This is a genomic window from Spirosoma sp. KNUC1025 (assembly GCF_045160025.1).
Taxonomy (GTDB): domain Bacteria; phylum Bacteroidota; class Bacteroidia; order Cytophagales; family Spirosomataceae; genus Spirosoma.
On record NZ_CP087139.1, the window covers coordinates 927,791 to 950,950 of the forward strand.

At 47.4% G+C, this 23,160-nt stretch carries 20 protein-coding genes and 1 pseudogene; 14 read left to right on the forward strand and 7 right to left on the reverse strand.

The features are described 5' to 3' along the window. Positions 1–30: 30 nt before the first annotated feature. Positions 31–2,163, reverse strand: a complete 2,133-nt coding sequence (locus LN737_RS04015) for a prolyl oligopeptidase family protein (RefSeq protein ID WP_405516427.1) — start codon at positions 2,161–2,163, stop codon at positions 31–33. 202 nt (positions 2,164–2,365) lie between these two features. On the opposite strand from LN737_RS04015, the gene LN737_RS04020 reads away from it, so the two are divergent. Continuing rightward, complete coding sequence (locus LN737_RS04020) at positions 2,366–5,581, forward strand: two-component regulator propeller domain-containing protein (protein ID WP_405516429.1); 3,216 nt, start codon at positions 2,366–2,368, stop codon at positions 5,579–5,581. On the opposite strand, the gene LN737_RS04025 is transcribed toward LN737_RS04020, so the two are convergent. From LN737_RS04025 to LN737_RS04045, 5 genes are all read right to left on the reverse strand, one after another. Continuing rightward, complete coding sequence (locus LN737_RS04025) at positions 5,578–6,120, reverse strand: PolC-type DNA polymerase III (RefSeq protein WP_405516430.1); 543 nt, start codon at positions 6,118–6,120, stop codon at positions 5,578–5,580. The genes LN737_RS04020 and LN737_RS04025 overlap by 4 nt on opposite strands. Before the next feature lie 75 nt (positions 6,121–6,195). Further along, positions 6,196–6,957 carry a S41 family peptidase gene (locus LN737_RS04030; RefSeq protein ID WP_405520303.1) on the reverse strand — a complete coding sequence of 254 codons (762 nt, stop codon included), beginning with the start codon at positions 6,955–6,957 and terminating at the stop codon, positions 6,196–6,198. Then, positions 6,900–7,721: a hypothetical protein gene (locus LN737_RS04035; protein ID WP_405516432.1), complete on the reverse strand. Its 822-nt coding sequence runs from the start codon at positions 7,719–7,721 to the stop codon at positions 6,900–6,902. Before LN737_RS04035 ends, LN737_RS04030 begins: the two co-directional genes overlap by 58 nt. 203 nt (positions 7,722–7,924) lie before the next feature. Continuing rightward, the gene (locus LN737_RS04040) at positions 7,925–8,134 is read right to left on the reverse strand and encodes a hypothetical protein (protein ID WP_405516434.1); all 210 of its coding nucleotides are present in this window, start codon (positions 8,132–8,134) and stop codon (positions 7,925–7,927) included. 46 nt (positions 8,135–8,180) lie between these two features. Next, the gene (locus LN737_RS04045) at positions 8,181–9,074 is read right to left on the reverse strand and encodes an EamA family transporter (RefSeq protein ID WP_405516436.1); all 894 of its coding nucleotides are present in this window, start codon (positions 9,072–9,074) and stop codon (positions 8,181–8,183) included. A gap of 131 nt (positions 9,075–9,205) precedes the next feature. Between LN737_RS04045 and LN737_RS04050 the strand changes: the two genes are divergently transcribed. The 12 genes from LN737_RS04050 (at position 9,206) to LN737_RS04105 (ending at position 20,103) form a co-directional block, all read left to right on the forward strand. Beyond that, a complete protein-coding gene (locus LN737_RS04050) occupies positions 9,206–9,751 on the forward strand; it encodes a DUF177 domain-containing protein (protein WP_405516438.1) in 546 nt (181 codons plus the stop codon). Between the two features lie 72 nt (positions 9,752–9,823). Continuing rightward, the gene (gene rpmF / locus LN737_RS04055; protein WP_157587039.1) at positions 9,824–10,018 is read left to right on the forward strand and encodes a 50S ribosomal protein L32; all 195 of its coding nucleotides are present in this window, start codon (positions 9,824–9,826) and stop codon (positions 10,016–10,018) included. Positions 10,019–10,163: 145 nt separating this feature from the next. Beyond that, positions 10,164–11,105 carry a phosphate acyltransferase PlsX gene (plsX, locus tag LN737_RS04060; RefSeq protein WP_405516440.1) on the forward strand — a complete coding sequence of 314 codons (942 nt, stop codon included), beginning with the start codon at positions 10,164–10,166 and terminating at the stop codon, positions 11,103–11,105. A gap of 82 nt (positions 11,106–11,187) precedes the next feature. Beyond that, positions 11,188–12,171, forward strand: a complete 984-nt coding sequence (locus LN737_RS04065; protein ID WP_405516442.1) for a beta-ketoacyl-ACP synthase III — start codon at positions 11,188–11,190, stop codon at positions 12,169–12,171. A 107-nt stretch (positions 12,172–12,278) separates the two neighbouring features. After that, positions 12,279–12,842 carry an elongation factor P gene (gene efp, locus LN737_RS04070; RefSeq protein WP_405516443.1) on the forward strand — a complete coding sequence of 188 codons (564 nt, stop codon included), beginning with the start codon at positions 12,279–12,281 and terminating at the stop codon, positions 12,840–12,842. 83 nt (positions 12,843–12,925) lie between these two features. Further along, positions 12,926–13,420 carry an acetyl-CoA carboxylase biotin carboxyl carrier protein gene (accB, locus tag LN737_RS04075; protein ID WP_405516445.1) on the forward strand — a complete coding sequence of 165 codons (495 nt, stop codon included), beginning with the start codon at positions 12,926–12,928 and terminating at the stop codon, positions 13,418–13,420. A gap of 87 nt (positions 13,421–13,507) precedes the next feature. Further along, positions 13,508–14,851, forward strand: a complete 1,344-nt coding sequence (gene accC / locus LN737_RS04080; RefSeq protein ID WP_405516446.1) for an acetyl-CoA carboxylase biotin carboxylase subunit — start codon at positions 13,508–13,510, stop codon at positions 14,849–14,851. Positions 14,852–14,942: 91 nt separating this feature from the next. Continuing rightward, positions 14,943–16,580 (forward strand): sodium/sugar symporter, encoded by a 1,638-nt coding sequence (locus LN737_RS04085; RefSeq protein ID WP_405516448.1) that lies wholly within the window; start codon positions 14,943–14,945, stop codon positions 16,578–16,580. A gap of 5 nt (positions 16,581–16,585) precedes the next feature. Continuing rightward, positions 16,586–17,290, forward strand: a complete 705-nt coding sequence (locus LN737_RS04090) for a serine hydrolase domain-containing protein (protein ID WP_405516450.1) — start codon at positions 16,586–16,588, stop codon at positions 17,288–17,290. 26 nt (positions 17,291–17,316) lie between these two features. Then, on the forward strand, positions 17,317–17,673 hold the full coding sequence (locus tag LN737_RS04095) for a serine hydrolase (RefSeq protein ID WP_405516452.1): 357 nt from the start codon (positions 17,317–17,319) through the stop codon (positions 17,671–17,673). Between the two features lie 83 nt (positions 17,674–17,756). Further along, the gene (locus LN737_RS04100; protein WP_405516454.1) at positions 17,757–18,611 is read left to right on the forward strand and encodes an inositol oxygenase family protein; all 855 of its coding nucleotides are present in this window, start codon (positions 17,757–17,759) and stop codon (positions 18,609–18,611) included. Between the two features lie 109 nt (positions 18,612–18,720). Next, entirely contained in the window at positions 18,721–20,103 is a 1,383-nt protein-coding gene (locus LN737_RS04105; RefSeq protein WP_405516456.1) for a sodium:solute symporter family protein, read from the forward strand. Positions 20,104–20,117: 14 nt separating this feature from the next. Here LN737_RS04105 and ettA read toward each other — a convergent pair whose 3' ends face one another. Continuing rightward, positions 20,118–21,785 carry an energy-dependent translational throttle protein EttA gene (gene ettA / locus LN737_RS04110; RefSeq protein WP_405516458.1) on the reverse strand — a complete coding sequence of 556 codons (1,668 nt, stop codon included), beginning with the start codon at positions 21,783–21,785 and terminating at the stop codon, positions 20,118–20,120. A 74-nt stretch (positions 21,786–21,859) separates the two neighbouring features. On the opposite strand from ettA, the pseudogene LN737_RS04115 reads away from it, so the two are divergent. After that, positions 21,860–23,136, forward strand: a pseudogene (locus LN737_RS04115) (DUF349 domain-containing protein). Positions 23,137–23,160 lie beyond the last annotated feature (24 nt).

The following is a 23,160-nucleotide window of genomic DNA, read 5'->3' on the forward strand; positions in this document are numbered from 1 at the left end:
TGCGGGAAGCCTTTTTTTGTGCATAGGGGATTATTCCGCGCCCGAAAGTGACTTTATTCCCATATTCCAGAAGATAAAGGAATAAATATCGGCTGCGGTTTCAATGTTTTTCTTCGTGTTACTGGCACCGTGCCCGGAGTTGGTATCGATGCGGATCAGCACTGGGTTTGGGCCTTTATACGCTTCCTGCAACGTAGCCGCATACTTAAACGAGTGAGCCGGTACTACGCGGTCATCATGATCGGCCGTAGTAATGAGCGTGGCCGGATACTTCAGATCAGGTTTTATATTCTGGATCGGGGAGTACGCATAAATGGCTTTGAACTCATCGGGGTTATCGCTGCTGCCATAATCCGCAATCCAGTTCCAGCCAATCGTGAATTTATGAAAGCGGAGCATGTCCATTACGCCCACCTGCGGAATAGCCACCCGAAATAAATCAGGGCGTTGGTTCATAACGGCTCCGACCAGCAAACCACCATTTGACCCACCCTGAATAGCCAGTTTGGCCGAGCTTGTGTATTTCTGAGCAATCAAATACTCCGCTGCCGCAATGAAATCGTCAAATACGTTCTGCTTCTTCAATTTCATTCCCTGCTCATGCCATTTTTCGCCGTATTCGCTGCCACCCCGCAAATTTGCCTGTACATAAATTCCTCCCTGTTCCAGAAACGGTATCCGAAACGGACTAAAAGCGGGTGGTAAGCTGATATTAAAGCCGCCATACCCGTACAGCAGGGTTGGGTTGGTGCCGTCGAGTTTCAGTCCCTTCCGATACGTCAGAAACATGGGCACTTTGGTGCCATCCTTACTGGTGTAAAACACCTGCTTTGTTTCGTAATCGGCTGGTTTGAAATCGACTTCGGGGGCGCGGAACACCGTACTTTTCCGGGTAGCAATATCGTAGCGATAAATAGTGGGCGGAAAGGTGAATGAAGTGAAGGTGTAAAACACAAACTTGTCGTCTTTTTCACCGCCAAACCCGCCAGCAGAGCCGACTGCCGGTAACTGAACTTCACTTTCCTGTTTGCCCGTATAATCGAACACTTCGATTTTTGACGTTACGTCTTTTGTGTATTCGACAAACAATTTGCCTCCGGCCGCGCTAACACTCCCTTCGGCAATTGGCTCGGGCCGCTCGGCGATCAGTGGCGAAAAAGCCCGCTTTTTTGTATCATACGCAATCATTTTGCTGTTGGGCGCCTTTTCATTCGTGAGTATCAACAGCCGGGCACCGTCATTATCAACCACATTATAGCTGAAATCAGTTATATCGGCCACGACAGGCGTAAACCCTTTTTCGCTTGCCTGCGCATCGATAAAAAAGAGTGCATTGCCGTCTTTCCCTTGTCCCCGGTCACTGACGGTCAGCAAAGCAAAGCGTTCATCGTCGGTTGTCCTGACAATATTGAAGCGTTGGGGATGTTTAGTGTCTTCAAAAACCAGGCGGTCGGCAGATTGAGGGGTATTCAGCTTGTGAAAGAAGACCTGATGGTTCTCATTTTTAGCCGCCAGCGCACTGCCTTCTGGCTTCGGATAACGGCTGTAATAAAATCCATCGCCCTGCCAGGCAGCACCGGACACCTTCACCCATTCAATTTTTTCGGATAAGTATTGCTTGGTAGCCAGGTCCATAATCTGGTACTCCTGCCAGTCAGACCCCCCTTTCGACAAGCCAACGACCGCGTACCGACCATCTTTCGACAGCGAGAAAGCCCCCAGCCGGGTTGTACCATCTGCCGAGAGCTTATTGGGGTCGATCACAACTTCGGGTTTGCCGTCCAGCCCTTTCTGCCGATAAAGAACAGCCTGATTTTGCAGACCATCGTTTTTGGAGAAATAAAACCATTCGCCTTTCCGGTTGGGCGCTGAATATTTTGGATAATTATAGACCTGCTCAAGCCGGTTTTGAATCTGTTTCCGGTAAGGAATCTGAGCCAGGTAATCAAACGTGACTTTGTTTTCCGCCTTTACCCATTCCGCCGTTTCGTCGGAGCGGTCATCTTCCAGCCATCGGTATGGGTCGGCCACCTGGGTGCCATGGTACGTATCGACTTGGTCAGTTTTACGAGCTTGAGGATAATTAAGGGGTTGGGTTGCCTGCCCCAGCACTACGGATGAACTCAGCATGAGCGATAATTGAATGGATTTGAAAAAACGCATAGCTTGATGATGATTAAAAAGATAAAGGGAACGCTATACGAATGTACGGCAAAACGCCCAAATACGGGGTTTGACACCCACGATATTCCTAACGTAGCAGGACTATGTAATGAATATTGTATTTATTGATAATACGTTTGGATATTTAGCAAATAGGTGGCTCATTTACAGACGCTTGTCCTAAACCAACTTCCGCCTGATAATGCGAACAGTAAGCTGTATCTGCATTCAGTTACTTCTCTGGAGCATATTCTCCCGGAGCGGACAGGCACAGCATGATTCTACCAGTGTTGCCACTACGTTTCGGGTTGATCGAATTGGAGTAAGCGACGGACTGGCGCAGGGGTCTGTTTATTATATTCTGAAAGATAGCCGGGAGTTTTTGTGGTTTGGCACTCAGGACGGACTGAATCGGTATGATGGTCATCGTTTTCGAACGTACCGCCCTATTGTGGATGAGCAGGGTACCATCCGACCCGGTACCATTCGAGGGACGAACATTTTAGGGATTGTTGAAGACCCCGATAGCAATCTATGGATTGGTACGGAAGAGGGGCTGAACCGCTACAATCGTCGAAACGACCGGTTTGACTTTATTTCTGTCCGGAATCACGTGCGGGGTGCCAGTCGGACAATTCCTTTTTTTGCTGACAAATCAGAATTGCTGTATCTGAGCGATACCGAAGGGTTGGTACGGTTCGATTATCGAAATCGACACAAAACCGTGTTGAATGCCAGACTGCGTCCAAGGCGGAAGTATGATTTGCAAAGCTCTACGGCCAATACACCCGCCGGAAATGTATGGCTTCATGCATCAACAGGTTTGATACGTTATAACCTTCACGATCAGACGCTTACGTATTATTTTAGCGATCACCCTCAGAATCAGTTTGGGCCGCCGTCCAGCGTCCTGTCATTCTATATTGATGCGGATGATATTGTATGGCTGGGCACAACGGCTGGCCTGATTCGCTTTGATTACCGGCATCATAATTACCAAACCTATACGACAGTTGGTACGAATAGCATAAGCTCCATTTTCAGCATTACCCCCGATCAGCGAGGGCAGCTCTGGCTGGGTACGCAGAATGATGGCGTTCTTTATTTCGATAAAAAATCAAGTACCATTGGGCAGATTAATACATTTACAAACCACATACAGCGGCTCAGTGACTTTAAAATCAGCAAGGTTTATGTTGATCGGCAGGGGATCATCTGGGCCAACACAGACCCGGATGGATTGGCTCGCATCGTGCCTGACGTATTTTTATTCAGAGGATTCGTCAAACGCCAGTTTACCGATACGTTGGCGCCATACCGTAAGTTGAGTAATTACGTAATCCGGGGGTTTCTGGAAGAGCAACCAGATCGTTTATGGATTCTAACCGAAGGGGGTATCAATATACTTAATCCGCGCACGAACCGGATTGTCGAACGATTCCCAACGTATTTAACGGCCACAAACAGCTCTACGCTATCGCTCAGTAAAAGTTTGTATCGTGATCCGAAGGGACGTATCTGGGTAGGAACTACCAAGGGTATAATGGCCTTTCAGGCACCTTCTAAAACATTTGATTTAATCCCTTTTCCTGTATCGGAACATCCCGCTCCCGATAATTATGTCCGGAATCTGGTCAGCGTTTCCGACGCCGTTCTGATTGCTGCTACAGAAGATGGACTTTATTCGTTTGATACCAATAAGCGTAGTTTAACCAGATTGCCTGAGCTGGCAGGACAGAACATATTCAGTTTGTGGTTTGATCCCAAAAACCGGCACTTGTGGGTCGGTACGTATCTAAATGGATACTACTGTTACCAGTTGGCGCAGTCAGGCAAGCCAGGTTCCCGAACTACGTCCTGGAAATTGATCAGATCAGGCTTACAAGGGTATACGGTTTTGCATATTCGCCCGGATAGTAATGGGCAAACAATGTGGCTATCCTGCGACCGGGGTCTTGTTTCGCTGAATGCACAAACGAACCGATTTACGTTGTACACGGAGCAGCAGGGATTGGCTAATTCGTTTGTATACGGTACGCTGACCGACTCCCAAAACAAAATCTGGATGAGTACAAACCGGGGGCTTTCGCGCTTGGACCTGTTAACGAAGCAGATAAAAAACTTTACGCCAAACGATGGATTGCAAGGCTACGAATACAATGGAAATGCTTTTTTACGAGCCTCAACAGGTGAATTTTACGTAGGTGGAGTCAATGGATTCAACCGATTTCAGCCGGATGCTTTTCACAATAGCCGGTTTGATCCTTCCGTCTATATTTACTCACTCAATGTAAATGAAGAGCCCTACAAATCGGATAAGTATGTCGGAGAAGCATCGCAAATTGAGTTGAATCACACTCAGAATACGCTGGCTTTAGAATTTGCAGCCCTTGATTACAGCAGCAATGGCCATAATACGTATCAGTATCAGCTAATAAATTACGATAAGCACTGGATAGCTGCCGGCGAACGGAATTACGTGCGCTATACGAACCTGCCACCAGGCCATTATATTTTTCAGGTAAAAGCGGCCAACCAGGACGGGCGCTGGAGCCCTCACATCAAGCAATTGCTTATCCATATCGAACCACCGTTCTGGCTAACGCTCCCGTTTGTGTTTATCCTTATTCTGGTATTATTAGGAACCATCTGGTGGTGGGTACGTCAGCGTGAAAACAGCATCCGTGAGCATCAGGCTGAGCGCTTACGGCTGGCTTATGATATTCAGGAACAGGTGAAAAAAGACATTGCCCGGGATATACACGATGAGATTGGGACTCGTCTGGCAACTATTAAACTCTATACTACGCAGCTGACAAAGCAGGCAGGTGAAACACCGGCAATTTTATCGCTCAAAAACACGGTCTTTCAATTAATTAATGATACGATCAGCGACGTTCGAAACATGTTGCGAAAACTGAATCCGCAGACACTGGAGCGACATGGTTACGTAGCAGCGGTGGAGGAGTTGTTTTCCCGGATTACTGCCAGTGGAGTCATCAGCGCCCAATTTCTGCTCAGTGAAATTCCCGTTGTCGAAGATGCAGCGCCGACAAATGAAAATCGACTTCCGGCGGATACAGAAGTAATGCTCTACCGCATTACGCAGGAATTGGTGAGCAACTCGCTCAAGCATGCCAATGCCAGCCGGATAGATCTGCATATAATCTGGCAACCGGAACGTCTTGTGCTAATTTATCAGGACAACGGCCAGGGCTTTAACTATGAACAGTTGCAGAAAAAAGCAACGGGCTTGGGAATGAGCAACATCGAGTCGCGGGTGGCTATTCTGGGCGGGCGCATTTCCTGGGAGAGCCAGCCGGGTCAGGGCGTTCAGGCTACCATCGACGTACCGATCAACCCAGTTCGTAAACGGCGTTTTTTTGAACCACAGACCCGTTTCCCGCTATCAAATTAATGGGGATACTCGATTCGTGAGACACTGCGCGGAATCAATCCCTGCGCGTCGTGCCGAAGCAGCATCTCAAACAGCAGCACCGTAGCGGCTGCATCACCCTGTGCCCGGTGACGGCCGTTCAGAGGGATGTTTAAGGCGCGGCATAGCTTGCCTAAACTATATGAAGTATGACCGGGAATCAGCTTTCGGCTAGTTCGAACTGTGCAGAGTGTACGGCGAAAATAGTCATACCCCAGCCAGTTCAGTTCTTTCTGGATAAAACCAAAATCAAAATTCACATTGTGCGCCACAAAAATGGCATTCTCCGTAATGTTGAGAACATCCTGTGCTACGTCGGCAAACGTCGGTGCATCTTTAACCATTTCATCCGAAATACCCGTTAAATGGCGGATAAAGGGTGGGATAAGGCACTCTGGATTCAGCAGGGAGTGAAACGAGTCGACAATTTGATGCCCATCGTGGCGAAAGATGGCGATTTCGGTAAGGCGAGTAGGGCCTTTTACGCCCCCGGTTGTTTCAACGTCAACGATACAATACACAAAAAATCAGTTAATAGCCTCCAATCAACAATTTTTGGCAAGCAATGAGTTCACCATCGCTCCCTGAGCGCTAAGTTACTGCTGTTTGTTATTTACTTGTACAGATGCCTGTAACGGACGCGTCCGAATTGGTTGACGGGCTACTACGCCCTCCCGAATTAAGCCGAGCGTGTAGTTGAGAACGTAGTCACGATTGTTTATCAGATCCTCGTAACTCCGGGTAACAATAAAATCTGGTTCGACAGTAAAGCCATTCGCGCGATTGGGCGTAACGGCGTGGGTCATTTTCTTTAATGGGATACGGACCTGTAGCCGCGAATTTGGTAACGTAACGGTTTTGAAATGACCCGCAAAATCGCCCCAAAAAGCACTACCGCTTGCTTCGCCAATATAGGTACCCATCCCGGCGTCAAGCGTTTTGGCTAAAACTGTAGTCGTTGCCGAAAAAGAGGCCCCATTCATCATGAAATACAGATTTCCCTTAAAGGCATCTTTGTGACGAGGCCGGAAATACCGCCGTGTTGAACGGCTGGAAAACCCTCCGTTATTATCGGCTTTATACTGTAAGCTAAAATTCAGCGCGGATACTGGATTCCATCGGGTTATCAGCTCAGCACGAGCGGCCTGCTTCATGGTTTCGCGCTCCATAATACGGAAGGGTTTGGGCATCCAGTACCGTAGCAGTCGGGCTGAGTTCAGCACAATTCCTCCGCCGTTCCCCTGCATGTCAACGATCAGATTCTGGACGTTGTCTTGCCGTAGTTGCTTAAAGGCTTGTTTTAGTTTACGGTTGAAAGCCCACTGAAAGGGATCCTTTTTTTCAGACCCATAAACGATGAAACCCGCAAAATAGCTGTATGAGTTAAAGAATCAACGATACGGACGGATAGGTTAGGCGCCTGGGCTAGCTGATCGATTTCTGAGGTATACCGATTCCGCATGGTTGTCCGGAATTCGCTCAGCGTTGGGCAAGGCAGACGCGTATAGCGAATAACTGTATCACCAGCGAGTCGGTAGCTGATCCGGATCGAATCCGAAGAACCATACCAGGCTGCGTAGTAATCAGCAAACTGCACCAGACTCCATTGCTTACGACCGGTAATATTATCGCCATCTGAACCTGAGCGGTCGGCATTCATCAGCTCGTGATGCAAGTCAGCTACGGTCCGGTTGTTGATCGTCAATAATTCAGTGCCACGGCGAAGGCTCGTATCCGCTGATACATTGTGGCTGATATAATAACTGGAATCAACCGGTCGGATAAAAAATGGAACGTAGCGAGTGTGCTTTCCAAAAAAACTTTTGCGGTGATTCAGGTTCGTATGGCCGTCTTTCAGAGCCGCCACAAACGGACTGACATGATGAAAAAACGTCATGTAATCCATCGGAGCTGTCAGCCGATTATAGAGCGAATCATAAAGCTGCTCCATGCGGGGTTCGGGTGTATAATAACCCATGCCCGGATGGAGAAGGTCGAGCCTGCGTTTCAGGAAGCTCAGGTCGGCCCTGGCCTGAGTAGGAGTAAGTGTTTGTGCGGGTGAAACTAAACTAGTGAGCAGGGTTAAAAAGCTCGTAACAAACAGCACTTGACCAATCTTCATCTATCACGTTACGGTAGAATCGGCTTTTTAGACCGACATTTTTTGTACGGTGAAGATAAAGTTTTGCGTAACAATAATCAATTGCGATTGTTCAAAACTTTATAAAAATTTTGTGAACGGTTGGTTTAGGGATACAAGTAGGACAAAACAAGGTAAATGATTTTGCCCGTAAGTATACAAATTCAATTGACCAAGCAGAAAAATTAACTGTCTTTCCGGTGAGGGATAACGGTCCAATGTTTTGCACTGGCTAAATGCTCAGCAACGATAGCGGCTGCTACCTCCTCCAGATTTTCTTCGTTGGTTGTAAAAAATAGACTTTGCGCCTGATCGTTGTCCTGGGTTGTACGCACTTCATAGTATTCGTTGTGGTGCTCGATAGCGTGTTTTTCGACGAGTTGGTATTGTGCCATAGTGAGAAGTTTTTTACGTAATGATAACTCAATTTAAAAAGGAAGGTTAACCCAGGATCGTAATTAATACGGCTCCCATCACCATGATGCTGGCTCCGATAAGCTTACGAACGATACCCTGCTCGCTAAAGAAGTGGTAACCAAAGAATACACTCACCAGGGCGGAGGTCTGAAATAAAGCGAGCGCATAACCGACCGGAATCCTTTCCAGAGCGATATTGCTTGCCATCTGCGTTACGCCAACAGCGGAGAACAGGGCAATGAAAATGAATTTTTGCGTGACTAACAAATTGACCTGAGAACGCCATTGGCTCCGCATCGCTACGACGATCCAGACAAACGTAAAGAGGAAGCCAAAGACACACCAATAGAAAAAAGCAATTGTGGGCGTTGAGAGAAGAATCGCTTTCTTCAAAAATGCTCCATCAACTGCCGAAAGCACCAAGGCGATCAATCGTAACTTAACCTCCGGCCGCCGAAATACCGACCACGAGAAACTCGTACGCTGCCGCTTATCGGTCAGAACGATATAACTTCCGCCGATAATCAGTAGAATACCCAGCAAACCCCACCAACCGGGAATCTCTTTTAGCAGAAAAATGCCAATTATAAGCCCTACCACTGATTTATAGGCGTTTATTGGACCAAGTACCGATAAATCACCGATTTGTAGTGCCTTGACCAGAAACACATTGCCCACCATCGCCAGAAGACCCGTTATGACAATGCTTTGCCAAAACGTTGATGGCAAGCCCGAGAAGCGAAGTTGTGGCCAGAACGCCAGACACGCCAGCATAAGAAACCCATAGGTTGCCGAAATAATAAACAATGGATCGGCCGAATGCTGAGTGAGTTGTTTCTGAAATACGTTGGAGAGCGGATTTGCCACAATACGTATCAGAACAGCAAAGCTGGTTAGCGAAATAAATATTAGTAACATACGCTAGTTAGCCAGTAAAGGCACGCGTCGAAAACATAATAGGTCAAGTATAGGCAAATTTTACCTATCACTTTCCTGATTCACAAACATTTCGTACATTTGCGGTCTTATTTTGAAGAGGAGGCACCAGGGTGAACATACTACGTGCATACGACATCAACATTGTCGGGCTGGAAAACAAGCGCTATGAGTACGATTTTACATCGGACGATGCGTTTTTTGCCGCTTTGGAGCAGGATTTAATTGCTAAGGGCACTATTCAGACGCATTTGGTGCTGGATAAGTCTGAAACTATGATCCGGCTGGATTTTCATAGTACGGGCTCCGTTGAACAAATCTGTGACCGAAGCCTCGACGAATATGATGAGCCGGTCGATACGCGGCAGACGATGCTCCTGAAGTTTGGCGACCACAATGAAGAGTTGAGTGACGAAATCGAACTTATTGAACGTAACACGGCCACAATCAACGTAGCCCGATACATTTTCGAGTTCATTAGCCTGTCGCTGCCGATGAAGCGTCTGCATCCGCGTTTTCGGGAAGAAGATGAATCGGACGACGAAACGGAAAATGGTAAAGTTGTCTATCGTTCTGACGCTGAACCAGGCGACGATGAGGCTGGCCAGTCCAATGTTGATCCACGCTGGGCGGCTTTGCGTAAATTAAATAATAATTAAAAGAAGTTGTGGGGGCATAGTCAATACGTACTCCACTACATTACAAGTATAAAACTCTAGAACTGTAAACAAATGGCACATCCCAAACGGCGCCACTCCAGCACACGGCGTGATAAGCGTAGAACACATTATAAAGCAACGCCTGTAGCTTTGTCAACCGACGCACAGACAGGTGAAGTACATCAGCGGCATCATGCCCACGTTTTTGAAGGTAATCTGTTCTACAAAGGACAAATGATTATTGAGAATTACGCCAAAACGGCCTAAACAGTATTGATTTAAGAGAAGTATTTCGCCGACGTCTTTCTGAAGATGAACGTGAAATACTTTTTTATTGCCTGCTACCTCCCTATTTTTACGCGTGTTTTGTTGTAAGCCAGCTTAACTGGGAGATATTGAAAAAACAGAGTCAATGAAAATTGCAGTGGACGCAATGGGTGGCGATTTTGCTCCCGAAGCAATTGTGGAAGGAGTTGTAATGGCCGCTGCTGAATTGCCGGAACATGTAGCTATCGTGCTGATTGGCAAGCTGTCTGTTATTCAGGAATTAATTCAGAAACACGATGCCAGTGCAGTTGCCAATATTGAATTGGTGAACGCAGACGATGTTATTGAGATGAGCGAGCACCCTACCAAGGCGCTCTCGCAGAAACCCAATTCCAGCATAGGAGTTGGGTTTAAGCTTTTGAAGGATGGCCAGGTTAATGCCTTTTGCAGCGCCGGTAATACAGGTGCCATGCATGTAGGCGCTTTATTTAGCATTAAAGCGATAGAAGGCATTTTAAGGCCATGCATTGCCGGATTTGTGCCCCAGATAACCGGTGGCCATGCAGTGATGCTCGACATTGGCGCCAATGCTGACTGCAAACCTGAAATGCTGGCTCAGTTCGGTGAGGTCGGTTCTATCTATGCTCAATATATATTCGGCATAAAGCAGCCTCGTGTTGCCCTGATGAATATTGGTTCTGAAGAACAAAAAGGCTCGCTGGTAGCACAGGCGGCCCATCAGCTATTGAAAGAAAGCCGACGCATAAACTTCATCGGTAATATCGAAGGAGGTGATTTCTTTGCTGGTGAGGCCGACGTAATTGTTACAGAAGGCTTCACGGGTAATGCCATGTTTAAGCTAGGCGAGTCGTTTTATTCAATTGCCAAACAGCGCGGTATAAGCGACGATTTTTTAGATAAAACCAACTATGAATCCGTTGGAGGTAGTCCGATTCTGGGCGTCAATGGCAATGTGATCATTGCTCACGGCATTTCATCGCCGTTAGCGATAAAGAATATGATCAACCTGGCCATTCGGCAAGTTGAATCCGACGCATACACTAAAATTGCACAAGCTCTCAGTTAGTTTATAGTTTTCGGTTCACCGTTTTCAGTAAATAGTTGTTGGAGCACTGAAAGCAATAACCGTAAACTTTCTTATACCACCTATGAGTAAAGCTGCCATAACTGGAATCCACGGCTATGTTCCCGACTATATACTAACCAATGCCGAATTGGAGCGTATGGTGGATACAAATGACGAATGGATCACGAGCCGCACGGGTATTAAAGAGCGACATATCCTGAAAGGTGAAGGCTTAGGTTCCTCACATATGGGAGCAAAAGCTGTAACAGGCTTGCTTGAGAAAACAAACACCAGGCCAGAGGACGTCGATTTGCTAATCTGTGCTACCACTACTCCTGACTACGTGTTTCCAGGTACCGCCAATCTTATCTGCGATATGGTCGGTATCCGCAACATTGGAAGCTTTGATATTCAGGCAGCCTGTTCTGGATTTTTATACGCTCTGACTATCGGATCGCAGTTTATTGAGACAGGTAAATACCGGAAAATAATTATTGTTGGGGTCGATAAGATGTCAGCAATAATCGACTATACGGATCGAACAACCTGTGTGCTGTTTGGTGATGGGGCCGGGGCTGTCATGCTGGAGCCTAACAACGAAGGCTATGGGGTAATCGACTCGGTTATCAAATCAGATGGGGTGGGGCAGTACCATTTGTTTCAGAAAGCGGGGGGGAGCCGCTACCCACCTACTCATGAGACCGTTGAGAAACACTGGCATTACGTCTATCAGGACGGGCCAGCCGTTTTTAAATTCGCGGTGAAAAATATGGCTGATGTGTCGGCGGAAGTCATGGAGCGTAATCAGCTTACCGGCGAGGATATTGCCTGGTTGGTGCCGCACCAGGCCAACCGACGTATTATCGATGCGACAGCCCACCGTGTAGGAATCGATCCGGGTAAAGTGATGATTAATATCCATAAATACGGCAATACGACAGCCGCCACGATTCCGCTCTGTCTGTATGATTACGAGTCCCAGCTCAAAAAAGGCGATAATCTAATACTGGCAGCTTTTGGAGGAGGTTTTACCTGGGGCGCCGTATATGTGAAGTGGGCGTATTAAGTTTTCTAGATGAATAATGCATAATGTATAATGAGTTTTCTTCTACAAGAAATTTGTCTGACATTTTCATTACTCATTTTACATTAAACCAATATACAATAAAACCAATGGCAACGACCGCAGATATCCGAAATGGACTGGTCCTGAACTTCAACAATGACCTATTTCAAATAACTGAATTTCAGCACGTTAAACCAGGAAAAGGGGCCGCTTTTGTACGTACAAAACTGAAAAGCCTGACTACGGGCCGGGTTATCGATAATACATTCAACTCTGGTGTAACGATCTATCCTGTACGTGTTGAGCGCCGGAAATTCCAATACCTTTATAAGGATGAAGCAGGTTTTAACTTTATGGACCAGGAGTCATTCGATCAGATAAATCTCAGCGAAAAACTCATCGACGGGGCTGATTTGATGAAAGAAGGTCAGGAAGTAGAAATTCTGATTAATGCTGAAAATGAAACGCCACTGTCGTGCGAGTTGCCTCCGTTTGTTGAGCTGGAAGTGACCTATGCCGAACCGGGGATTAAAGGGGATACAGCCAATAGCCCGAAAAAACGGGTTGAAGTTGAATCGGGCGCAAAAATCATGGTGCCTCTGTTTATTGATTCAGGTGAAAAAATTCGGGTTGATACCCGTACTCGGGAATACGTAGAACGGGTGAAATAACCATCGTTAAACAGTTGGTGAACAGATCAGTTAGACATACATCTATTGCCTAATCCCACTCAGTTAACTGTGTCACTAAATATATGACGACAAAAGACATACAGCAACTTATTGACTTCATTTCACAATCGGGTTTGGATGAAGTCAATATCGAAACAAATGACCTGAAAATCAGCGTCAAACGGTACGGTTCAGGGGGGGCTGCCGCTCCGGTCAGTCCGGCACCAGCCGCTTCAACAGTAGCTGCCTCAGCGCCTGTAGCACAGCCGCAGGCGGCTGCTCCTGTTGCCGCGGCTGCACCGACTACGGTGGCTGCGCCCAAAGCTGATACATCCAACTACGTTACGATCAAGTCGCCTATGATCGGAACATTTTATCGGTCACCTAATCCCGAATCGCCTTCATTGATTGAGGTTGGCGATAACGTTAGCACTGGTACGGTTGTGTGCATCATCGAAGCTATGAAATTATTCAACGAAATAGAATCAGAAGTTTCCGGGCGAATTGTGAAAGTTCTCGTTGAGAATGCTACGCCGGTTGAATACGATCAGCCGCTATTCCTGGTAGAACCCATCTAAAACTAAAGAGCGAAAGAGTGAAAGAGTGAATGAGCGCTTGATTGTGTTCAACTGCCACTCTTTCGCTCTTTCACTCTTTCACTCATTATGTTTAAGAAAATTCTTATAGCTAACCGGGGAGAAATCGCGCTGCGCATTATTCGTACGTGTCGTGAAATGGGTATCAAAACGGTGGCTGTTTACTCGACTGCCGACCGCGACAGTCTGCACGTGCGTTTTGCCGATGAGGCCGTCTGTATTGGACCGCCCATCAGCAAACAGTCGTACTTGAGTATTCCCAGTATTATATCAGCGGCCGAAGTAACGGGAGCCGATGCTATTCACCCTGGCTACGGATTCCTGTCGGAAAATGCTGAATTCTCGCAAATCTGTGCCGATTATGGCATCAAATTTATTGGTGCAACAGCCGATCAAATCAACAGCATGGGTGATAAAGCCACGGCTAAAGCAACCATGAAAGCCGCCGGTGTACCGGTTATTCCTGGGTCGGAGGGCTTGTTGGAATCGGTTGAACAGGGTAAAAGACTCTCGGCAGAAATGGGCTATCCGGTTATTGTGAAGGCAACTGCTGGCGGTGGCGGCCGGGGAATGCGTATTGTCCGGTCAGAAGCGGAGTTCGAAAAAGCGTGGAATGATGCCCGTACTGAAGCGGGAGCTGCCTTTGGTAACGATGGTTTATACCTGGAAAAATACGTAGAAGAACCCCGCCATATCGAGATTCAGATTGTGGGAGATCAATCGGGTAAAGTTTGCCATCTCTCAGAGCGTGATTGTTCGATTCAGCGTCGGCATCAGAAACTGGTTGAAGAAACACCTTCCCCAATCGTGAATGATGAACTCCGGGCAAGAATGGGTGAAGCTGCCATCAAAGGTGCGCAGGCTATCGGTTATGAAGGTGCTGGAACGGTTGAATTTCTGGTTGATAAACACGGGAAGTTCTATTTCATGGAAATGAACACCCGGATTCAGGTTGAGCACCCAATTACGGAGGAAGTAACAGACTTCGACCTGATCAAAGAGCAAATCAAAGTAGCCGCCGGGGCCGAAATTTCAGGTCGAAATTATACGCCTAAAATATTTGCCATGGAATGCCGGATTAATGCTGAAGACCCTGCCAATGGATTCAGGCCATCGCCGGGTAAGATCACCAACCTGCATTTTCCGGGTGGGCACGGTGTTCGGATTGATAGCCATGTGTACAGCGGCTATACCATTCCCCCCAACTATGATTCGATGATTGCAAAACTGATTGTATCGGGGCAGTCGCGTGAGGAGGTCATTACGCGGATGAAGCGGGCCTTGCAGGAGTTCGTTATCGAAGGTATTAAAACGACCATCCCGTTTCATATAAAGCTTATGGACGACGCCCGGTTCCGGTCGGGTCAGTTCACTACGTCGTTCCTGGATGGTTTCGATTTCAGTAATTTATAACGTAGCGCGAACCGCCTGCGCTGTGTGTTAACTCTGGTATAAAAAACGGGTGTCCTGCTTTACTGGCAAGACACCCGTTTTTTCTGCTTACATGAACCATCTCGCTACTGCTGATTACGTTGTTTTCTTAATCTATTTCATTATTGTTGTTGGGTATGGCTACTGGATCTACCAGCGCAGACGTCAAAAACAGTTAAATACAACCGATTTCTTTCTGGCCGAAGGGTCGTTGACCTGGTGGGCCATAGGCGCTTCGCTGATTGCATCGAATATTTCGGCTGAGCATTTTATCGGCATGGCCGGATCGGGCTTTGCCATGGGGTTAGCTATTTCGTCGTACGAATGGTTTGCAGCTGCTACGTTAATCATCGTGGCTGTGTTTTTTATCCCGATCTACCTGCGGAATCACATTTATACCATGCCGCAGTTTCTGGCGCAGCGTTACAGCGATACCGTCAGCACCATTCTGGCCGTGTTCTGGCTGGTAGTTTACGTACTGGTCAATCTCACGTCGATTCTATACCTGGGTGCTATTGCCATTGAATCGCTGGTTGGTATTTCATTTACAACCTGCACAATCGGACTCGCCATCTTTTCTATTTTTATTACCCTGGGTGGTATGAAAGTCATCGGCTATACTGATGTCATTCAGGTAATTGTCCTGATTTTTGGCGGGTTGGTTGTTACGTATCTGGCGTTGGATTTAGTCGCTCAGGAAACAGGTACGACGAGCGTGTGGAACGGCTTGCTGTCGCTCCGGCAAAAAGCTACGGGTCATTTTCATATGTTTTTCCCGAAAGGTCACCCGCAATACGATGTGTTGCCGGGAATGGCGTTGGTAACCGGGGGTATGTGGCTCAATAATCTGTATTACTGGGGCTGTAATCAATACATTGTCCAGCGGGCTTTAGGCGCCGATCTCAAAACGGCACGTAGCGGTATTCTGTTTGCCGCGTTTCTGAAACTGATGATCCCGTTGATTGTCGTTATTCCGGGTATTGCGGCTTATGTCTTGTACCAGAGTGGGCCGTTTCGTGCGGCTATGACCGATGCATCGGGCGTGGTCAAGCCCGACCATGCTTATCCGGTATTGATGAATCTGCTGCCTGTCGGTATGAAAGGGCTGGCCTTTGCTGCCCTGACAGCCGCTATTGTTGCCTCACTGGCTGGCAAGTGCAATTCGATTTCGACCATTTTCACCCTGGATCTCTATAAGAAATACGTCGATAAAGAGGCATCCGAACGTAAACTGGTTAATGTGGGTCGGTGGGCAGTCATTGTATCATTTGCTATTGCCATTGGCCTGGCGCCGTTGCTCCGTTCGCTCGATCAGGTCTATCAATATATTCAGGAGTACACCAACTTCATAACTCCCGGTATTTTTGCCATTTTCCTGCTTGGATTTTTCTGGAAACGAGCTACTAACCGGGCCGCGCTCACCGTAGCCATTTTAACCTTACCACTTTCTACTCTGCTTAAATTCTGGCCGGAAGTAATGAGCTTAGTTAATATTCAGGCAGACCCTATTCCCTTTTTGCATCGTACAACCTGGGTTTTTTGTATCGACGTCCTGCTCATGGTACTTATTTCGTTGACTGACCCTGCCAGCCATAAAAACGATACGGGTATTATTGTTGATCGGCAGATGTTTCGGGTATCTACTTCGTTCGTCGTTGGCTCCGTTGGTATTTTCAGTATTTTGGCTGTATTGTATACCGTATTCTGGTAAATCAAATGCAGAAGATTTTAGTCGCTGGCCTGCTTTTTATGTCAACATTGGCTGTCGCTCAACTACCCGAACGGCTCGATTCGCTTATGCGGGCAACTACTAAGCCGAATGAACCCGGCGCGGCTCTGCTGGTTGTCAGCCAGGGCAAAACTATTTATCGAAACGGATACGGATTAGCCAATAGCGAGTCGAAAACGGCCATTACGCCTGAAACTAATTTTCGGATGGCGTCGGTGTCAAAGCAGTTTACGGCAATGGGTATTCTATTGCTGGAGAAAGACGGGAAACTTTCGTTGAACGACCCACTAAGCAAATTTTTCCCAGAGTTTAATGCGCATGTAGGGCAGAAAGTGCACATTCACCATCTGTTGACGCATTCATCGGGTATTCTGGATTACGAAGCACTTATGGACCCACAGCAGCGAGAACAGCTATTGGATGCCGACGTACTGGCTTTACTGAAAAATAAGGATTCGCTCTATTTTGAGCCAGGAACACAGTTTCGGTACAGCAATTCCGCGTATTGTTTGCTGGCACTGCTCATTGAGCGTGTATCGGCCAAACCCTTTGCCGACTTCATCAGACAGCGGATCTTTCAGCCTCTGAACATGGTGACTTCTACAGTATACGAGGCTGGTAAGCCTATCACAAATCGAGCGATGGGTTATCGAAAAAAGACGCTACGTTTATTTTTTCCGATCAGAGCGTAACAAGCGCAACAAAAGGTGATGGCGGTGTGTATACGTCCTTAAGCGATTACCAGAAATGGAGTCAGGCACTACGTACGAACAAACTGCTTGATCTGGAAGCGGTTCTTTCCCGAACGAAGTTTGCTATGCCGCAAAAAACGGATAGTTTTTATGCCGCTGGCTGGTTTTTTCGGCAACCTTCAGCCCCTGTTTTGTTTCATTCGGGCAGCACCTGCGGATTCAATAATTATGTAGTGAGTATTCCGTCCAAACAGTTCTTAATGGTCTATTTTTCGAACAGAGCGGAAAATAAAGTTAATGCTGTAAAATTAATGAAGCTACTTGCCAAAGCAGGTTATTCCGAACCAGCCGATATATTGCCATTAGATGACCTGACTCAGTAATAGTTTTTGTGAGTGCCGTTTAATCTATGTTACTGGTTAACAGGAAATAAATTGTAGATTTGTTCCATAAACTTCATTTGGTCATGATTAGTGAAACCGCGCCCCTTTCTAGCCTCGATCAGTGGGAAGACGACCTGCTGATCCGCTATCCCGAACCTGAGCACAAAGCAAAGGAGGAATATCGAAACTACGATTCGCCCGAGCGCGACACTGTTCGGGAGTTTTATCGGCTGAACCACACGTACCAAACGTATAATTTTGTGCGGGAAAAGGAACGTGAATTCCTGAAGTTCGATAAGAAAGAATTGCCCGTTTGGGGCGCAATGGAGTTTTTGAATACGCTCGTGGATGACTCTGACCCCGACACCGATCTGGATCAGCTTCAACACCTGCTACAAACGGCAGAAGCTATTCGTGCCGACGGTCACCCCGACTGGTTTGTACTGACGGGCTTTCTCCATGATATGGGCAAGGTATTGTGTCTGTTTGGTGAACCGCAGTGGGCCGTTGTCGGCGATACGTTCCCGGTTGGCTGTCAGCACTCCGATAAGATTGTCTATCCCGAATTTTTTGTGAACAATCCTGATAGCCACAACGAGCAGTATAATACGAAATACGGTGTTTACGAGCCAAATTGTGGCTTACGTAATGTGCACATGTCGTGGGGGCATGACGAGTATTTGTACCAGATCATGAAAGAATACATGCCCGAACCGGCCTTGTACATGATGCGTTATCACTCGTTTTATTCGCAGCACCGGGAGGAAGCCTACAACCACCTGATGGACGCGCACGACCATGAGATGTTTAAATGGGTTCGTAAATTCAATCCCTACGATTTGTATTCGAAGAGCCCTAAGCCGCCGGTTGTCAGTGAGTTAAAGCCTTACTACGAAGATTTGATCGCTAAATATTTGCCGTCAACGCTCAAATTGTAAATTTTCATTAAACGCAGAGAGGCCGAGCATACGCAGAGATCACAGAGCAGTAATTAATTTCTCTGTAATTTCTGCGTATGCTCGGCCTCTCCGCGTTTAATCGTTTCGTATGCTCCTGTTTTTTATCTCACTTTATCTGCTCTCTAACGTAGCTGTTGGAGCCTGGGCTGCCCGGCGTGTAACAACGTCGCAGGATTTTGTGCTGGCTGGCCAAGGGTTACCGTTGTTTCTGGCAGCTTCGGTTACGTTTGCTACCTGGTTCGGGTCAGAAACGATTATGGGCGCACCCGCCATATTTGTTGAGGGTGGATTCCTGGCGGTTATTGAAGAACCCTTCGGTTCAGCGCTATGCCTGTTTCTGGTCGGAGCTTTTTTTGCAAGACCACTTTATCGGCTGAACATCACCACGTTCAGCGACTATTTCCGTATCCGATTTGGCCGCTCTGCTGAACTGTTGTCGGCCCTAATGGTGATTCCTTCTTATTTCAGCTGGATTGCTGCCCAATTAGTTGCCATCGGTATCGTATTGAGCGTAGTAACAGACGTTCCTCGCGAGTACTGCATCATTGCCAGTGCGGCCATCGTAATGATTTATACCTTGCTGGGCGGTATGTGGTCAATATCCGTCACCGATTTTTTTCATAACCTGATTATTATTCTGGCCCTGGCCGTGTTGGGCGTATTGCTCTGGAATGAGGTTGGCGGCTGGGAAACTATTCAAAAACGAACCCCAACCGGCTTTTTTCGTTTTCTACCCAAATCATCAATCAAAGACTGGCTGGTGTATATAGCCGCCTGGATAACGATTGGACTAGGCTCAATACCACAGCAGGACGTCTTTCAGCGGGTAATGGCGGCAAAAACTGAAAAAATATCGGTGAAAGCTTCCTATCTGGCATCGGGCATGTACCTGACAATAGCGATGCTTCCCTTATTCATTGCCTTAAGCGCTAAGCTGCTTCACCCTGATTTGCCAAAAGACAATCAGCTCATCATTCCAAACATGGTTATGCGCCACGGTAGCTTACCCTTGCAGGTTCTGTTTTTTGGGGCGGTTACGTCGGCAATCCTGAGTGTATCGAGTGGAGCTATTTTGGCTCCCGCAACGGTTTTTGGCGAAAACGTTGTAAAATTTTTTCGGTCTGATATCAGCGATCAGGCGCTGTTAAAAACGATTCGCTGGGCCGTGGTCGTGATCACGGTTATTTGCGTACTGATCAGCACCACCCGCGAGACAAATATATTTGATCTGGTAGGAGAGTCGTCGGCCTTTAGTTTGGTATCGCTTTTTGTTCCGCTTACGGCCGGAATTTACTGGAAACGAGCTAATCTGACAGGATGCATTTGGTCGATGGCCGTAGGCTTTGTCGTGTGGCTATTTTGCTTGTGGCAGGAAACAGACTACCCACCGATACTTTGGGGCTTACTGGCCAGCGCGTTGGGAATGGTAGGTGGGAGCTTAGTAAAAACGCGCACTACAATTACTACGTAGTGCGCGTTTAGGATCTACGCCAGCTTCTTATACTTAATTCGCGTTGGCGTAGCGTCGGTGCCAAGTCGTTTTCGGCGATTTTCTTCGTAGTCCGAGAAATTACCTTCAAACCAATATACCTGCGAGTCGCCTTCAAAGGCCAGAATGTGTGTAGCGATCCGGTCCAGGAACCAGCGGTCGTGACTGATGACCACAGCACAGCCCGCAAAATTTTCCAGCCCTTCTTCCAGCGCACGTAATGTATTTACATCCAGATCGTTCGTCGGCTCATCGAGTAATAACAGGTTAGCTCCTTCCTTGAGGGTCATAGCCAGGTGAACCCGGTTACGTTCGCCACCGGATAGTGTCCCGACTTTCTTTTCCTGATCGGCTCCGGCAAAATTAAACCGGCTGACATAGGCGCGGGCATTACTTTGTTTTCCGCCCAACATAATCCATTCATTGCCCCCTGAAATCGTCTCAAAAACAGTCTTGTCCGGGTCGAGGCCGTCGTGTTCCTGATCAACGTAAGCAACCTTTACCGTTTCACCCACATCAAACGTTCCGGCGTCGGGTTTATCTCGGCCAGTAATCAGTTTGAAAAGAGTTGTTTTACCAGCACCGTTCGGCCCAATGATGCCAACAATCCCGCCTTGTGGCAGTCGGAAACCAAGATGTTCGAAAAGCAGGCGGTCGCCAAACGCTTTCGCTACGTCGTCGGCTTCAATAACTTTCGCGCCAAGGCGTGGCCCAGAAGGAATAAAAATTTCGAGCCGTTCTTCTTTCTGACGGTTGTCTTCATCCAATAGTCGTTCGTAGGCGCCAAGGCGGGCTTTCGACTTGGCTTGCCGGGCTTTTGGCGCCATGCGTACCCATTCCAATTCACGTTGAAGCGTTTTCTGCCGTTTAGATTCCGACTTTTCTTCTTTGGCCAGTCGCTGCTGTTTCTGGTCAAGCCACGACGAATAGTTGCCTTTCCAGGGAATACCTTCGCCCCGGTCGAGTTCAAGAATCCAGCCCGCTACATTATCCAGAAAATACCGATCGTGCGTAACGGCGATAACTGTTCCACTATATTGCCGTAAGTGCTCTTCCAGCCAAAGCACAGACTCTGCATCGAGGTGGTTGGTTGGCTCGTCAAGGAGCAGTACGTCGGGTTGTTGAAGCAGCAGCCGGCAGAGCGCTACCCGGCGTTTTTCACCTCCGGATAGGTTATCAATCAGGGCCTCAGACGGTGGACAGCGAAGCGCGTCCATCGCCCGTTCGAGTTTTTGATCAAGCTCCCAGGCATTGTAGTGGTCGAGTTTTTCCTGCACATCCCCTTGCCGGGCAATCAGTTTGTCGAAATCAGCGTCGGGGTCGCCAAAGGCTTCATTGATTTCGTCAAACTCCTTCAGTAAATTCACCACTTCCTGAACGCCTTCTTCTACTACTTCGCGGACAGTCTTGCCAGGAGCAAACTGGGGTTCCTGCTCAAGCATTCCGACAGAGTAGCCGGGAGAAAAAACAACTTCGCCAGTATAGTTTTTGTCGATACCGGCAATGATGCGTAGTAAGGTGGATTTACCAGACCCATTTAAGCCCAAAACCCCAATTTTAGCACCATAAAAAAAGGAAAGGTAGATGTTCTTTAGGATTTGTCGGTTAGGCGGAATATTTTTACTCACGCCTGCCATAGAGAAAATTATGGTTTCCTGGCTCATTAATTTCTGATAGATTTGCGGTTGGCAATAGTCCTCAAATTTAACCCACAGCGCAGCCTTAACCAAGCATAGGAATGGAAAACGCTTCACTGGTAGATGAATACGGTTACGTCAAAGACGGAAAGGTATTTTTGAAAGGCTACCTGAATTATGAAGATCGCCAGATTGGCGAAGTTAAACGTACTGAGCAGGAAGCGCTCGATTATTTTAAGAATCGCTTCATTATTGCTGAGAACAAAGTAAGCCAGTTAGAAAAAGATATTGAAGAAGCCCAGAATAAGGGCTCGTATCTGACAAAACTGGTTCAGCTTCGTAAGAAGTTGATTGGATTCGATGCCCTTGGGGATTTTCCCCGCTCCTGGCCCGGTTGGACGAGCAGGAGAAACGGCTGGCAGAGTTGATCACCGTCAATCAACTGAAAAATCTTGACATCAAGCGAGCCTTGATTGCTGAAGCAGAAGCCATTGTCGATAGTACCGACTGGCGCCCAACAGCCGATGCTTTGCAGGAAATCAAGACGAAGTGGATCAAAACGGGTCCGGTCGATAAAGCTACGGATGCTGAAATTGAAGATCGGTTTCAGGCGCTACTGGATGGATTCTTCCAGCGTCGACGCGAATTTTTCAATGAGCAGAATAAGGTTATTCAGGAACGACTGGATAAGTACGATGAACTGATACGGCTGGCTTTTCGGGCTAACCGACTCGGTGATCTGGATGCGGCTTTTCAGGAGGTCAGAAAGCTCAACAATGCCTGGAAGCAGGTTGGTGAAGTTCCGATCAAAAAGAGTGGTAAGCTGTATAAACAGTTTAAAAAAGCCACGACAATGTTCTATGCCAAGTATAATGATGCTAAGGGCATTGTGATTGTTCCGAAAATTGATCCGCGCGTTGAGGCTCAAATGAAAATGGCTGACGAAGCGGAGCGTCTATCGAAACAATCTGACATTTTTGCGGCTGCTGAGCGGGCTAAGGTGCTCCTTAATAGCTGGAAAGAAATCCGCGTTCCGTTCAAACTACAGGACAAAGTCGTTAATGAGCGGTTCCGGGCGGCCTGCGACAAAATTTTCGAATTGAGTTACCTCGGGCGCGTACTGGCCCGCAAGTATCCGGCTTTCGAACTGAAAAGTAAGTCGGAGCAGATCCGGACTAAAATTCGGGAAATGGAATACCTGGTTAAGCGGGAGAAGAACGACCTGCAGTTTGCCTTGCAGGATGCCGATGGTCTTGATCCCAATAACGATGCCGACAAGCAGGTGCTGAATAAAATTAACACCCAGAAGCGGAAGATCGCGATGAAGGAAACGATTCTGCGCGAGTTGAATAAACAGCTGGAAACCGCTGGTTATTAGCGTATTGGCAGATCGGATGTTTAT

Excerpts from the sequence above, each read along its gene's own strand:
- LN737_RS04100 (WP_405516454.1), top strand. The coding sequence starts at position 17,757 with ATGATTAGTGAAACCGCGCCCCTTTCTAGCCTCGATCAGTGGGAAGAC.
- LN737_RS04090 (WP_405516450.1), top strand. The coding sequence starts at position 16,586 with ATGCAGAAGATTTTAGTCGCTGGCCTGCTTTTTATGTCAACATTGGCT.
- ettA (WP_405516458.1), bottom strand. The coding sequence starts at position 21,785 with ATGAGCCAGGAAACCATAATTTTCTCTATGGCAGGCGTGAGTAAAAAT.
- accB (WP_405516445.1), top strand. The coding sequence starts at position 12,926 with ATGACGACAAAAGACATACAGCAACTTATTGACTTCATTTCACAATCG.
- LN737_RS04065 (WP_405516442.1), top strand. The coding sequence starts at position 11,188 with ATGAGTAAAGCTGCCATAACTGGAATCCACGGCTATGTTCCCGACTAT.
- efp (WP_405516443.1), top strand. The coding sequence starts at position 12,279 with ATGGCAACGACCGCAGATATCCGAAATGGACTGGTCCTGAACTTCAAC.
- LN737_RS04045 (WP_405516436.1), bottom strand. The coding sequence starts at position 9,074 with ATGTTACTAATATTTATTTCGCTAACCAGCTTTGCTGTTCTGATACGT.
- LN737_RS04035 (WP_405516432.1), bottom strand. The coding sequence starts at position 7,721 with ATGAAGATTGGTCAAGTGCTGTTTGTTACGAGCTTTTTAACCCTGCTC.
- LN737_RS04015 (WP_405516427.1), bottom strand. The coding sequence starts at position 2,163 with ATGCGTTTTTTCAAATCCATTCAATTATCGCTCATGCTGAGTTCATCC.
- LN737_RS04020 (WP_405516429.1), top strand. The coding sequence starts at position 2,366 with ATGCGAACAGTAAGCTGTATCTGCATTCAGTTACTTCTCTGGAGCATA.
- plsX (WP_405516440.1), top strand. The coding sequence starts at position 10,164 with ATGAAAATTGCAGTGGACGCAATGGGTGGCGATTTTGCTCCCGAAGCA.
- LN737_RS04085 (WP_405516448.1), top strand. The coding sequence starts at position 14,943 with ATGAACCATCTCGCTACTGCTGATTACGTTGTTTTCTTAATCTATTTC.
- LN737_RS04040 (WP_405516434.1), bottom strand. The coding sequence starts at position 8,134 with ATGGCACAATACCAACTCGTCGAAAAACACGCTATCGAGCACCACAAC.
- rpmF (WP_157587039.1), top strand. The coding sequence starts at position 9,824 with ATGGCACATCCCAAACGGCGCCACTCCAGCACACGGCGTGATAAGCGT.
- accC (WP_405516446.1), top strand. The coding sequence starts at position 13,508 with ATGTTTAAGAAAATTCTTATAGCTAACCGGGGAGAAATCGCGCTGCGC.
- LN737_RS04105 (WP_405516456.1), top strand. The coding sequence starts at position 18,721 with ATGCTCCTGTTTTTTATCTCACTTTATCTGCTCTCTAACGTAGCTGTT.